Origin of the sequence: Erwinia sp. INIA01 (assembly GCF_025947915.1) — a bacterium.
In the GTDB taxonomy this organism is placed as follows: Bacteria; Pseudomonadota; Gammaproteobacteria; order Enterobacterales; family Enterobacteriaceae; genus Erwinia; species Erwinia coffeiphila.
This window is the reverse complement of sequence record NZ_JAPDNC010000008.1, coordinates 121,431-134,508: the sequence shown is the minus strand read 5'-3', so window position 1 is coordinate 134,508 and position 13,078 is coordinate 121,431. Positions and strand designations below refer to the sequence as shown.

Below are 13,078 nucleotides of genomic sequence, written 5' to 3'. Positions count from 1 at the left end.
CGCATAACGCGGCCGGTGGAAAATTCAGGCGGGTCGGCAGTAGCTCTGCTGCCTGCGGCGATACGCGCTGTTGCGGCTGGCCAGCCAGTAATAAAGCGGTGAGGTCACCAGCAGGCCGATCAGCCAGGAGAGATCCGCGCCGTTAATCCACGCGGAAACGGGGCCAACATAGAGCGGGGTGTTCATAAAGGGGATCTGCACCACAATGCCGATGCCGTAAGCCAGCAGTGCCTGCGGGTTATAGCGGCCATAAATCCCACCATCCACCTGGAAAATGGAGCTAATGTCGTAGTTGCCTTTGTGGATGGCATAAAAATCGATCAGGTTGATCGCAGTCCAGGGCACCAGCACCACCAGCAGCGCCAGAACCAGATCCACAAAGTGGCTGATGAAATCCGCCGAGGCAAAGATCGCCGCCACCGAGCAGATCACCAGGGCGATTGCCGACAGCACGGCCCGGCTTTTACTGCCGGGTATCCAGCGCCAGAAAAAGGTTTGCACCAGGGTAATTAACGACATCACCGCGCCGTACAGGTTAAGGGCGTTATGGCTGATCACACTCAGCAGAAACAGCACCAGCATCAGTGGCCCAATCGCACCGGTGGCAGCCCTGACGGCGTCCATGGTTTGCAGGCCCGGCGGGGTCGCCAGCACCGCCACGGCACCAAAGATAAATGACAGGCTGGAGCCGAGCGTCGATCCCCAGTAAGTCGCCCAGAACGTACCTGCTACGGACACATTTTCCGGCAAATAGCGGGAATAATCGGAAACATAGGGGGCAAAAGCGATCTGCCACAGTGCCGCCAGCGATACCGTTGCCAGCCAGCCGTAAAGTGAAAATCCGCCGCGCGTCAGGAAATCCGCCGTATGGATATGGCTAAAGATATAGCCGAAGCCCAGCACGATACCGATCCCCAGCACCCAGGTCCCGATGCGGTTCAGCACGTGGATAAACCGGTAGCCGATAATGCCGATTATCCCGGACCCCACGGCACCAATAACAATCCCGACCGGCAGCGGTACGCCGGGAGCGATGCCGTGCAGCGACTCACCGGCCAGGACGATATTCGAGGTAAAAAAGCCGACGTACATTACTCCGGCAATCGACACCACCAGCAAGGAACCCAGCGAGCCGAACTGCGCACGGCTCTGAATCATTTGCGGAATCCCCATCTGCGGCCCCTGTGCGGAGTGCAGCGCCATCAGCGCACCGCCAGCGAGATGGCCGACCAGAATGGCCACCACGCCCCACAACAAGTTCAGATGAAACAGCTGAACGGCCAGTGCGCCGGTGACAATCGGCAGCGGAGCGATATTTCCGCCAAACCACAGGGTAAACAGATCGCGGGTTTTACCGTGACGATCGGCCGGGGGAACATAGCCAATAGTGTGTTTCTCAATCAGCGGGGGCGATGTTTCTGTTGGCGACATAGCAGGCTCCAATGTCAGAAAGTGCAGGGGATTTCGAGGCGTCGACGCATCGTTTTTTTATTGAGGCGATAATGCGCACTCTTTTTTCGACGGGTAAATTAGTAAGTTTATGGTCAGAGAGAATGAAAAAACTTGGCAGGGCAAACCAGTGGTGATTTAACGAAATTTCAACACTTGAGACATATGGATAACATTGAGCAGGAACGAACTCCCGCGGCCTGAATCGTTAATTTATCGTCAATGATGAACTTAATAATATTTTACCGTCTCTGATTCGCTCCCTAGGCTGCATTTGACGATTCCATAAGCCTGAGGATAGAGAGATGACGCCAGAAATAACCTTCATTGATACGCTGGTTGTCGGTGCCGGTCAGGCAGGTGTGGCAATGAGCGAACACCTGACGCGGCTGGACATCCCCCACATTGTGTTAGAAAAAAATCGTATTGCTGAAGCCTGGCGCACCGGCCGATGGGATTCACTGGTCGCCAATGGCCCCGCCTGGCACGATCGCTTTCCCGGCATGGAGTTTTCCGGTATCAGCCCTGATGGCTTTGTACCTAAAGAGCGCGTGGCGGACTATATGGAAACCTACGCCAGCCGCTTCAATGCCCCCATTCGCACCGGTGTAGAGGTACGGCGGGTCGATCGCAACATTGGCAAGCCCGGCTTTCGTGTAGAAACCTCCGCCGGGGTGTTTGAAGCCCGCCATCTGGTGGTGGCTACCGGCCCGTTCCAGTGCCCGGCCATTCCGCCCATTGCACCGCAGACCGCAGAACTGACGCAGCTGCATTCGGCACATTATCGCAACCCCGCGCAGCTCCCGGATGGAGCCGTGATGATTGTCGGTGCGGGTTCATCCGGTGTGCAGATCGCCGAGGAACTGAATCGCGCCGGGAAAGAAGTCTATCTTTCCGTTGGTCCGCACGACCGGCCGCCGCGCAGCTATCGCGGGCGCGATTTTTGCTGGTGGTTAGGGGTGCTTGGCCTGTGGGATAAAGCGACCACGGAGCCGGGTAAAGAACACGTGACGATCGCCGTCAGCGGCGCAAACGGCGGCCATACGGTTGATTTCCGCAAGCTGGCGGAGGAAGGGGTCAGGCTGGTTGGCCGCACGAAGCGTTTTGCCAACGGTGTGGTGGAATTTGAAAACGATCTGGCGCAGAACATCGTGCGCGGGGATGAAAACTATCTCTCCCTGCTTGATGCTGCAGATGAGTGGGTCACACGCAATGGTCAGGATTTTCCGGAAGAGCCGCAGGCGCGGATCATTCGCCCGGCGCCTGCCTGTATGACCTCACCGGATCTACAGCTGAATCTGGCCGCAAACAACATCACCACGATTATCTGGGCGACGGGCTTTACCTCGGATTATCGCTGGCTGAACGTTAATGCCTGTGATGCACAGGGCAAACCGCAGCATCAGCGCGGCGTATCATCGGAACCCGGGGTTTATTTCCTCGGTTTACCGTGGCTCTCCAGGCGCGGTTCGTCATTTATCTGGGGCGTATGGCACGACGCCAAATATATCGCTGACCAGATTGCCATTCAGCGCAACTACCTTACCTGGCAGTAAGCCCTTGCAGCCAAAGCGAAAAGCATAACGCCAGAACCACGATGAAGATGAGATAGCGCTTGCCGGAAAGGGGGATGCCCCCCGCTTTCCGGCCGTTTATCCCGCCGTTTTCTCCGCAGCGCGAGTTTTCTTCACCGCCTGCAAAATCACCGGCTCCAGCAGCCGGGCCACGGCAGCAAAAGCGGGCACCACCACCGAATTCCCAAATTGACGATAGGACTGGGTATCCGACACCGGAATACGAAACGTCTTTTCCCCCGGCTTTTCGAAGCCCATCAGGCGAGCGCACTCACGCGGCGTTAACCTGCGCGGGCGGTGTTCAAGGTTGGCTGCATCGTGGAACGCTTTCTCGCCCAGCGCTTTATCCCACCCCCGGTCGATCAGGATCTCAGAACCATCTTTGTGGTAACGCGCGGAAAGGGTGCGCGAAACAACCTGCCGATCGGCGGGTGACACCAGTCCGTAACCAAAACCATTCCCTTTAGCCTGGTGTTTCTTCGCGTAGTTGTAGAGGTACTCCCACAGTTTTACCGTCAGGATATATTTGCTCTCAACCTGCTTATCCAGCAGATCGGCAAAGGCGGGGCGCTGCGGCGGATAGAACTTCGCAATATCGCGCAGGGTAAAGTCTTTTGCCAGGCCAAGATCGCGGCGGAATCCCACCAGCACAATACGCTCGCGGTGCTGCGGTAAAAAATGTTTGCCGTCGATGATTTTGGGATCGGTCGCACCGTTAACATCAGCATCAGCGACGTCGTAGCCCAGCTCATCCAGCGTTTGCATAATTACGCGAAACGTTTTGCCTTTATCGTGGCTTTTCAGGTTTTTTACGTTCTCCAGCACGAAGATTGCCGGTTTTTTGACGGCGATAATTCGCGCCACATCGAAGAACAGTGTGCCCTGCGTATCACATTCAAAACCGTGCGCGCGGCCGAGGGAATTCTTTTTGCTGACGCCCGCCAGGCTGAACGGCTGGCAGGGAAAGCCCGCTAACAGGACATCGTGCTGGGGGATCTGCCGATCGATATGGGCATAGGCTTCCGCTTCGGCCACCTCGGGTTTATCGCTCAGCGTGACCTTACGGATATCAGTATTAAACGTGTGCTCGTGCTCATCGTTAAACCAGTTAGCCCGGTAGGTTCTTACCGCGTGCGGATTCCACTCACTGGTGAACACACACTGACCGCCAATCGCCTCAAAGCCGCTACGAATACCCCCGATACCGGCGAAGAGATCGATAAAGCGGAACGGATAGTGGGGATGATGCGACGGTGGCTGCGGCAGCATGGCCTCAAGCGCGCTGACTTCCGCTGCGGTTAATGCCTGTGCGGCGGATTTTCCGCTTATCCAGCAGCTTACCGACTCACGCGTCCAGCCGTCACCGCCGACCGATTGCAAATGTTCGGCAACGGTCCGTCGATCGTAAATTTCCAACACCCGCAGCAGCAGTGCGAGATCTTCCGCGATGCGGGCCTGTAATCCTTCACGGGAACCGGCCATCAGCGGCTGCACGGCAGGCGGTAATTCTTTCATGACGATAATATTCCGGGTTAAGTTCGTGACAGGCTATCACATAATTGACCCGGATTTTACAGACGGCTCTCGCTATCCACCTCGTGCAGCGGCTCGCTGTGGCTTAGTGGCAGAATACGGCTGATTTCACCACCAAAACCGGTGATGATAAGCCTGTTCCCGTTGAGTTCGGCAACGGCAAAAGGCACGTTATCCGGGCCGTCGAGCATCCCTTTCAGAGTAATAAAATCGGTATTTCCACGTCGGTAGTAGCCGCCACGGTGATCGTGACCGGCGAAGTAGGCGCGAACCTGATAGCGGCACAGCAGATCCGCCACCGCTTCACCATTCCACAGAATGTGTTTTTTTAGCGGAGCCAGCGGATAGTGGCCAAACACAATAACCGTTTCACCCAGCGCCTGCGCCTGTTGCAGATTCTGCTCAATCCACGCCAGCTGCTTCTCGCCGACCGCACCGTTCCAGCGCTGGGCCTGCGGCTGCTGCTGCGCAATCAGTTCATCAAGCTGTTCACGAGCCTGCTGCAGATCGTCACCGTTGCCCGCGTTGCAGTAAAGGCTGATGTCGTTGCCATCGATGACCAGAAAGCGATAGCCGCTGAGGCGGAAGTGGTAATAGCTTTTCGGCAGGCCCAGCGGCGGAGTGTGCGCGGCCAGATGTTCGGAAATCACCTGCGCATCATGATTGCCGATCACCGCGACATGCGGATGGTGCAGGGCATCATAGCGCGGCAGCAGCTCGCTGTAGCTTGACCACTGGCGATCGACCAGGTCGCCCAGGGTGGCAACAAAATCGAGTGACAGATCGTTCAGCGCACTAATGGCCGAGGAAAGCTTACACAGCCCGTGGCGGTAATAGAGGTTATTTTCCACATCGGGATCGGCATCCGCATACTGAGGATCGGCAATCAAGCCAAATCGCAGGGTGCTGTCGGCGGGGTTAGGCGAGCGTAAGGCAGGGGGCTGATAAAGAATTCCGGCCTCGCCCAGCGCCAGTCGCTGCGGCTGGGAAAGCGGATTTGGCAACGTTTTAAGGGACATCGTGCAGCAGATCCAGGCAATAAATAAGAGCCCTATCCTCGCCGTGCGGAATGACGTTTTTATTGCCGAAACGTGACGTTTATACGACAAAAAACGGACTGCCGGGAAGCGACAGTCCGATAACACTCAGCCAATCCCAAGATGCCCGGCCAGCGTTGTGGATGAATACTCGCGGCGCAGCAGGCCCTCTTCACTCAGGCGCGGCATCAGCTGGCTGAGGGTGAGATCCATACAGCCCGGCGAGCCGCCCGGAATGGCGATGATACCGTCCAGCGCACCGGCCTCAAAGCGTTCACGAATTTCGCGTACCGCATCTTCCACCGTGCCGATAACCTGCCAGTAGGCGGAACCAACCACCTCCGGCCGCGTCATCAGATCGCGCAGCAGCGGCTGCTCGCGCTCGATCAGCCGTCGCAGCAGATTGGCGTGAGTCTGGCTGAACACTTTACCCGGTGGTGGCAGCATGTCCGGCGTAATACGGGTATCCGGCGACAGCTCGCGCAGGTTAATGCCGAGCAGCTCGCTGGCGCGGGCGAATTTGCGCTCCGGGTCCAGCCCTTCCTGCGTGGCACGGTAAAGTTCCTGCGCCTCCTCCCGGGTATTGCCCAGATACAGACTGACGCCCGGCATCAGGCGGATATCATCAGCGCTGCGCCCGTGCGCCACCGCCCTGCGCCGCAGATCGTTGCGCAGCTCTACGCCCGCAGCGATATCAGGCGTAGCGGCAAAAATGGCATCGGCGGTACGAGCTGCAAAGTCACGGCCGGAATCGGAAGCCCCCGCCTGGAACAGCGGAATGCGCGGACCGTCCCATTCAGGCACGTTAAGCGGGCCCTGAACGCTGAAGTGCTCACCCTGATGATCGATCGGCACCACTTTATCAAAATCGGCATACACGCCCGCTTCACGATCGATGCGCAGCGCCTCTGCCGGGTAGCTGCGCCAAAGTTTGCGCACCACCTCGGTGAATTCCAGCGCCTGAGCATAGCGCTGCGCCGACGGAGGCATTTCGCTGAGGCCAAAATTCAGATTCCCGGCCAGTGAGGTCACCACGTTCCAACCTGCGCGGCCCCGGCTGAGCTGGTTCAGCGACTGGAACTGGCGCGCCACCACGTAGGGCGGCATAAACGTCGTTGAGGCGGTGGAAACCAGCCCGATGCGGCTGGTGTGCGCGGCAATGGATGCCATCAGCAGAGTAGGATCAACGCTGCTGAAGGCTGGAGATTCAACCACAGCCTGGCGTGATAGCCACATCGCATCGGGACGGAACAGGAAATCGAGCTTTGCTGCTTCGGCGCGCCGGGCGATATCAACATAAAATTCGCTTGAGTAAATTGACTCTACGTCACTGTCATTTCGGCGCCATCCATTGCCGGTTAGCCAGGTTACAGCAAGCGATAACCCGACGCAGAGCTGCCTGTTATTATTCACTCCATTCTCCTTATATCCTTGCATTTACTGATGTTGTTGTGGATGTGCGTGCGGAATATACTGCCCGTCGTTTTATGAATACGCAATGGCGCAGGGCAGCGTGTGCTGTGCAAAATAGTCCTTACAAATGAAGGGATATATGAAAAAAATTAAACTAAATTTGCGATACTTATTATCTCTGGTGCTGTTGATAACGGCTTTTTCCAGCCAGGCTGAAGGTGAAAAAGGCTGGCCGCGCCAGTTCCACAATGCGGATGGCACGACCACGACCATCCCGGCGAAACCAAAGCGTATTCTTTCCACATCGGTCACCGTGACGGGTACGCTGCTGGCCATTGATGCGCCGCTGGCGGGCAGCGCCACCGGCGTGAACGGCGACTGGTACGCGCAGTGGCAGCCGGTAGCGGCAGAGCGCAAGCTGGAAAAACTGTGGTCGGCGGGCACCGTCGATCTGGAACAGGCGTACGCAGTCACCCCGGATCTGATTGTGGTTTCCACGGGCGGAGCGGATTCCGCCAAGGCGCAGCTGGCAGACTTCCGCCAGATTGCACCAACGATCGTCGTTGACTACGGTGGACAAACCTGGCAGGAACTGGCGACGCTGCTCGGTGAAGCCAGCGGACTGGAAAAAGAAGCCAGCGCACGTATCAGCGAGTTTGACAGCCTCGTGCAGCAGGCGCGGGAAAAAATCACCGTCCCGCCGGGCCAGGCCAATATCATCAGCTATAACGGCCCCGGTATCCCTAATCCGATCGCGACGGCAAGAGGCGTGCACAGCAGCCTGCTGGCATCACTCGGCTTTAAAATGGAAGATCCGAACCCGGCCTGGCAAACCACGGTCAAAGCGCAGAATGATTTTGTCTGGGCAACCTACGAGAATCTGACCCAGCTGACTGCGGCCACCACCTTCCTGCTGCGCGCGCCGCAGGAGCGGGTCGATGCTTTTCTTCGCGATCCGATGCTGGCGAATCTGCCTTCGGTGCAAACGAAGCGGGTTTACAGTCTGGGGATCAACTCCTTCCGTATTGACTACTACAGTGCCAGTGAGATTGTGCGTGACGTGGTGAAAAACTTCGCTAAAACCCCGGCAGCCAGCGGGCAATGAATCAACTTTTCAGTCCGGATTTTCGCCGCAGCGGTTTGCTCTGGGGCATGCTGCTGTTGGTTTTACTGACCATCTGCAGCATGTTTATCGGCACCCGGGCGATTTCGCCTGCGACCACCTGGCAGGCGCTGGTACATTTTGATCCACGTAATAGTGAACATCTGCTGGTGCACTATTTACGGGTACCGCGCACGCTGCTCGGGCTGGTTGTCGGTGTGGCGCTGGGCGCGGCCGGTGCGGTAATGCAGGCGCTAACCCGCAATCCGCTGGCCGACCCGGGTCTCCTCGGCGTGAATGCCGGAGCCACGCTCGCCAGCGTTATGGCGATCGCCTTTCTCGGGCTGTCCGATATCAATCAGTACATCTGGTTCGCCCTGGGAGGTGCTGCACTGACCGGCGGTGCGGTATGTGCACTGGGTGGCCTGCGCGGCAACAACCCGGTGCGGATGGTGCTGGCCGGGGCTGCGCTGTCGATTGTGATGCTGGCACTGACTCAGCTGATTACCGTTAATAGCGATGAGGCCGTATTTGACCAGTTTCGCCACTGGGTTGTCGGCTCATTACAAGGGCGAGGCTATGTGGTGCTGCTGCCAGTGTCATTACTGGTTTTAACCGGCGTGGTGCTGGCGCTTATCCTTGCGACGGCACTGGATACGCTGGCTCTCGGCCTCGACCTGGGCAAATCCCTCGGAGTGAATCCGCTGCGCATCTGGCTGCTGGCGGCGCTGTCGATTGTGTTGCTGGCAGGATCGGCAACCGCCGCCGCCGGACCGATCGGGTTTATCGGACTGACCGCGCCGCACTTCGCCAGGGCATTTTCCGGCGCGGATCACCGCTGGCTGCTGCCCTGGGCGATGCTGATTTCGGCCATTCTGGTGATGGCGGCAGATACGCTTGGGCGTCTGGTGGGATATCCCGGAGAAGTCAGCGTAGGCATTATGGTCGCGCTGCTTGGCGGACCGGTATTTATCTGGCTGGTGAGACGCTGGAAGAGGGTACAGGCATGAAGTATCAGGATCTGCCGATTACGGGCCGCGTCTGGCAGTGGCGACGGTTTTCACTCCGCTTGTCACTGCGCAATCTGCTGGTGTGTTGTTGCCTGCTGGTGCTGGCGCTCATACTGGGCTGTTACGCCATGACCGTCGGCCGCCTGCCGATTGGCATTCCGCAGGTGCTTGCTGCACTGTCCGGCAGCGGTGATGAGGGGATTTTCGGCCACGTTATCCGCAATATTCGCCTGCCGAGAGTACTGGTGGCGCTATTTGTCGGGGCGGCACTCGGTGTTTCCGGGGCAATTTTCCAGTCGATTTCACGCAATGTGCTGGGTTCGCCTGACATTATCGGCTTTACCACGGGGGCAGCCAGCGGGGCTATCATGCAGATTGTGCTGTTTGATGGCGGAACGCTACAGGTCGTGATCTGGTCGCTGGCGGGCGGGATGCTGACGGCACTGCTGGTCTACCTGCTGGCACGCCAGGGAGGCGCGGTACGGGGCTACCGGCTGATTCTTACCGGCATCGGCGTAGGCGCGATCCTCAGTGCATTCAACGGATTACTGCTGGTTAAAGGCGATCTCGATAATTCCATCATGGCAAATCTGTGGCTCTCAGGTACTACCGCCGCACGCAGTTGGGATCATGCTATTCCGGTGATTGTCGGTGTGATCGTACTATTGCCGCTGGTCCTGCTTGGGGCACATCGTCTGAATTTAATGGAGATGGGCGATGACCTGGCCCGTCAGTTAGGCGTTCCGGTTGAACGTATGCGCTTACTGATGCTGTTTGCCGGCGTAATGCTGGCGGCAGTGGCAACCAGCGCTACCGGACCGATAGCCTTTGTGGCGCTGGCCGCTCCACAACTGGTGGTTCGCCTGACCGCCGGGCGGGGAGTGCCGGTGATGGGGGCCGCATTAATGGGTGCCTGCCTGCTGATTCTGGCCGATCTATTCACCCAGCTAATGCCTGTAGGGATCACCGTTCCCGTTGGACGCATGACCGGAATTATTGGCGGGATCTATTTGCTTTGGCTGCTGACCCGTACCCGACAAATTTAAACCATCTCCAGTACAAATAACTGCAACAGAATCATTCCCCGGCATATAAAACCAAAATTTACTTTTGTTACATTTGATAATGATTTGCATTAACATGTGCAAATCATTATTATTTTTGACGATTTTTTAGCGCGGTATTACTTACCTCATAGTGACCACTTCTCAGCTGAATCTCTTGATGGCGCGTTAACATCATGGTTAAAAAGCATAATTTACCAGCGTGACTATTATTTTCGCAGAAAGTCAGCGTAGGTATTACATAACCAAAAGCCAGGATGGCCGATAAAGTCATTAGTAATGTGAATGTTATTGTCGTTTCACCCTCGTAAAAACAATAAAAGCAGTGCGCATCTGGGAAAGGAGAAAGACACATGGCCGAGCAGACTCAGGCTCAACGTCAGCCCGAAGCAGGACGGGTTTTCAAACGGACATTTTCATCGCTGTTAATTGGCTTATGCGTGTTAGGCGCAGGTAATGCCGCGGCAGCTGAAGAGAAAGTGGCTGATGACAAAGTGGCAGAAGGTAATCAAAAAGAAACCGAAACCGCCGTTGATAACACGATGATCGTCACCGGTGAGAAGACCAACCGCTCGATCTATGACACCGGCTCCAGCGTCAAAGTTTACGACAAAGACGCAATCGATTCCCTGCCGCACGCAGTGGAAATTCGCGACATCATGCAGATGATCCCGAACATTACCGATGTGGGCCCGGGTAACGATCTGCCTACCATTCGCGGCCTGGACGGTTCCGGTCCGGCAACCGGTGCGACCGCATTCTTCACCGGTTCACGCCCGCGTATCAACATGTCCGTCGATGGCCGTTCGCTGAGCTATAACGAAATGGCATTCGGCAGCCAGTCGCTGTGGGATGTGGACCGTACCGAAGTTTTCCTCGGCCCACAGAGCTATGTGCAGGGACGTAACGCCATTGCCGGTGCGGTGGTAATGACCACGCGCGATCCGTCGTTTGAATGGGAAAGTGCGGTAAAAGGCGGTATCGGTAATCAACACGCCTCGCAAACAGCCGCCATGGTTTCCGGGCCACTGATCGAAGATGAACTGGCCTTCCGCGTCAGCCTCGATCGCCAGCGCCGCCAGAGCACCGTCGACCTGATTGATTACGATCCCTATCCGGGGAAAGTGAAGCAGGTTGAAACCAATACCGCGCGTATGAAGCTGTTGTATAACCCGTCATCGCTACGCGAACTGAGCACCAAGCTGACAGTCAACCACTTTGACAGCATCGCACCACAGAACGAAGCGCTCAGCCCGGAAACCAACACCGTTGCCCGCTACGATCGCCGCCGTCCGGTCTTCCAGAATCAGTACAACAGCACGATCTGGGATATCTCCTGGGATCAGTCGGAACAGCTGCGTCTGTCGAACAAAGCGCTGTATACCGCGTTCAATCAGCATCGCCATACCTACGCCAGCAACGTCAGTGCTAACGTCGATGGCCATGAATTCCAGATGTCACCACTGGTGAACTTTGCCACCGAAGATAACGTCTGGCGCGGTCTGGCCGGACTGAACTACTTCACCGCCAGCCAGGATGAGGATGTGTACCTTTACGGCGGCAGCTTCTTCAAGGATGAAACCAAAACTTCATCGGCCTTCGCCGAACTGACCTATGCGCTGACCGAACAGGTTGATGTCACCGCCTCCAGCCGCCTGGAACGCGAGCATCGCCGCCGCGTTGGTAGCGGTGGTGCATCCGCAGTGAATTTCGATGAAACCTACAACGTTTTCCTGCCGAAACTGGACGTGGCATGGAAGCCGATCGAAGGCCAGACCTTCGGTGCCAAAATCGCTCGCGGTTATAACGCCGGTGGTGCGGGCATCACCTTCGCCACGCCGGTGGTCACCTACACCTACGATCCGGAATACGTCTGGAACTATGAACTGTATACCCGTCACCACATTGATGCGGCCGACCTCGATCTGACCAGTAACGTGTTCTATAACGATTACAAAAACATGCAGCTGCCGTATACGCTGTCATCAGGCTCATCGATTATCGACAATGCGGACAAAGTGGTGACCTATGGTGCAGAGTTTGGCGCTATCTGGAAGCCGAGCATTGATTTTGAAATGAATACCTCCGTTGGCCTGCTGAAAACCAAGATCAAAGAGTTTAACGGCAGCACCAACGAAGGCAATGTTCTGCCACGAGCACCGGGCTATACGGCTAACGTGGGCGCGAAATATATGCTGCTGCCGGGCGTTGAGTTGAGCGGTAACGTGAAATTCAGCGGATCTTATTACTCAGCCTATGATAATGACAATCGTGGCCGGATTTCCCCATACTGGGTTTCTAATGCGCAGCTGGCTTATACCTTCAAATATGGTCGCGCGACGCTGTATGCGCAGAACTTATTTGATAACGATCACAGTTTGAGTATTAGCGCCAACGACAGAAATACGCCAATTACGCTTCGTGAGCGCGCAATTGGAACCACGCTGGAACTGAACTTCTAATATTTTTAGAGCATACCCTGATGTCGGGGAGTTGTTGACTCTCCGACATTTTTCACCTCTCCCCCTCCGAAAAACACCCCTCCCGTTGAAATCTTTTTTCATTAACCGATTATTTAAAATAATCAGACTATCGTAACCGCATAAAAAAGAGTGAATTTACCGCCGAGAACAACAAAGAAACCGTTAAATCAACGCCAATTCGATATTTAATTTCATTAATTTACCGCCATGAGACCTTAATATCATTTTCATAAAAAACGTCTGATTAGTGATTTTTAGGTTGATTTTATCATTCATATTCCCTCATCGCATCGATAAGAGATTTCTATCAAGATGATAACTATTTTTTGCTTTACTCTTATTAGCTGCAATCAACAGGATTTGTAATATTCAGTTAATTTTTATGGGGGATGATTTGAAGGAATTTATTTTCT

9 protein-coding genes are annotated in these 13,078 nt (G+C 55.9%); 5 read left to right on the top strand and 4 right to left on the bottom strand.

Annotation, left to right across the window (positions count from 1 at the left end):
* Positions 1-24 precede the first annotated feature (24 nt).
* A complete protein-coding gene (locus OMR58_RS15355) occupies positions 25-1,431 on the bottom strand; it encodes a purine-cytosine permease family protein (protein ID WP_200560667.1) in 1,407 nt (468 codons plus the stop codon).
* 323 nt (positions 1,432-1,754) lie between these two features.
* Here OMR58_RS15355 and OMR58_RS15350 point away from each other — a divergent pair, with 323 nt between their 5' ends.
* On the top strand, positions 1,755-3,005 hold the full coding sequence (locus OMR58_RS15350; protein ID WP_264546335.1) for a flavin-containing monooxygenase: 1,251 nt from the start codon (positions 1,755-1,757) through the stop codon (positions 3,003-3,005).
* A 96-nt stretch (positions 3,006-3,101) separates the two neighbouring features.
* Here the strand turns inward: OMR58_RS15350 and OMR58_RS15345 are convergent, their stop codons facing one another.
* From OMR58_RS15345 to OMR58_RS15335, 3 genes are all read right to left on the bottom strand, one after another.
* Positions 3,102-4,538 carry a DNA cytosine methyltransferase gene (locus OMR58_RS15345; RefSeq protein WP_444861320.1) on the bottom strand — a complete coding sequence of 479 codons (1,437 nt, stop codon included), beginning with the start codon at positions 4,536-4,538 and terminating at the stop codon, positions 3,102-3,104.
* Positions 4,539-4,594: 56 nt separating this feature from the next.
* Positions 4,595-5,575, bottom strand: a complete 981-nt coding sequence (locus OMR58_RS15340) for a metallophosphoesterase (protein WP_200560664.1) — start codon at positions 5,573-5,575, stop codon at positions 4,595-4,597.
* Between the two features lie 126 nt (positions 5,576-5,701).
* Complete coding sequence (locus OMR58_RS15335) at positions 5,702-7,006, bottom strand: NtaA/DmoA family FMN-dependent monooxygenase (protein WP_105593675.1); 1,305 nt, start codon at positions 7,004-7,006, stop codon at positions 5,702-5,704.
* 139 nt (positions 7,007-7,145) lie between these two features.
* On the opposite strand from OMR58_RS15335, the gene fepB reads away from it, so the two are divergent.
* The 4 genes from fepB to OMR58_RS15315 all read left to right on the top strand — a co-directional run bounded on the left by fepB (position 7,146) and on the right by OMR58_RS15315 (position 12,644).
* On the top strand, positions 7,146-8,111 hold the full coding sequence (gene fepB / locus OMR58_RS15330) for a Fe2+-enterobactin ABC transporter substrate-binding protein (protein ID WP_105593676.1): 966 nt from the start codon (positions 7,146-7,148) through the stop codon (positions 8,109-8,111).
* Positions 8,108-9,118, top strand: a complete 1,011-nt coding sequence (locus tag OMR58_RS15325) for a FecCD family ABC transporter permease (protein WP_264546334.1) — start codon at positions 8,108-8,110, stop codon at positions 9,116-9,118. Before fepB ends, OMR58_RS15325 begins: the two co-directional genes overlap by 4 nt.
* Positions 9,115-10,164, top strand: a complete 1,050-nt coding sequence (locus OMR58_RS15320; RefSeq protein WP_264546333.1) for a FecCD family ABC transporter permease — start codon at positions 9,115-9,117, stop codon at positions 10,162-10,164. The genes OMR58_RS15325 and OMR58_RS15320 overlap by 4 nt, the downstream gene beginning before the upstream one ends.
* Positions 10,165-10,535: 371 nt before the next feature.
* Entirely contained in the window at positions 10,536-12,644 is a 2,109-nt protein-coding gene (locus tag OMR58_RS15315; protein WP_200560660.1) for a TonB-dependent receptor, read from the top strand.
* The last annotated feature ends 434 nt before the right edge of the window (positions 12,645-13,078 follow it).

Excerpts from the sequence above, each read along its gene's own strand:
- OMR58_RS15355 (WP_200560667.1), bottom strand. The coding sequence starts at position 1,431 with ATGTCGCCAACAGAAACATCGCCCCCGCTGATTGAGAAACACACTATT.
- OMR58_RS15350 (WP_264546335.1), top strand. The coding sequence starts at position 1,755 with ATGACGCCAGAAATAACCTTCATTGATACGCTGGTTGTCGGTGCCGGT.
- OMR58_RS15345 (WP_444861320.1), bottom strand. The coding sequence starts at position 4,538 with ATGAAAGAATTACCGCCTGCCGTGCAGCCGCTGATGGCCGGTTCCCGT.
- OMR58_RS15340 (WP_200560664.1), bottom strand. The coding sequence starts at position 5,575 with ATGTCCCTTAAAACGTTGCCAAATCCGCTTTCCCAGCCGCAGCGACTG.
- fepB (WP_105593676.1), top strand. The coding sequence starts at position 7,146 with ATGAAAAAAATTAAACTAAATTTGCGATACTTATTATCTCTGGTGCTG.
- OMR58_RS15325 (WP_264546334.1), top strand. The coding sequence starts at position 8,108 with ATGAATCAACTTTTCAGTCCGGATTTTCGCCGCAGCGGTTTGCTCTGG.
- OMR58_RS15320 (WP_264546333.1), top strand. The coding sequence starts at position 9,115 with ATGAAGTATCAGGATCTGCCGATTACGGGCCGCGTCTGGCAGTGGCGA.
- OMR58_RS15315 (WP_200560660.1), top strand. The coding sequence starts at position 10,536 with ATGGCCGAGCAGACTCAGGCTCAACGTCAGCCCGAAGCAGGACGGGTT.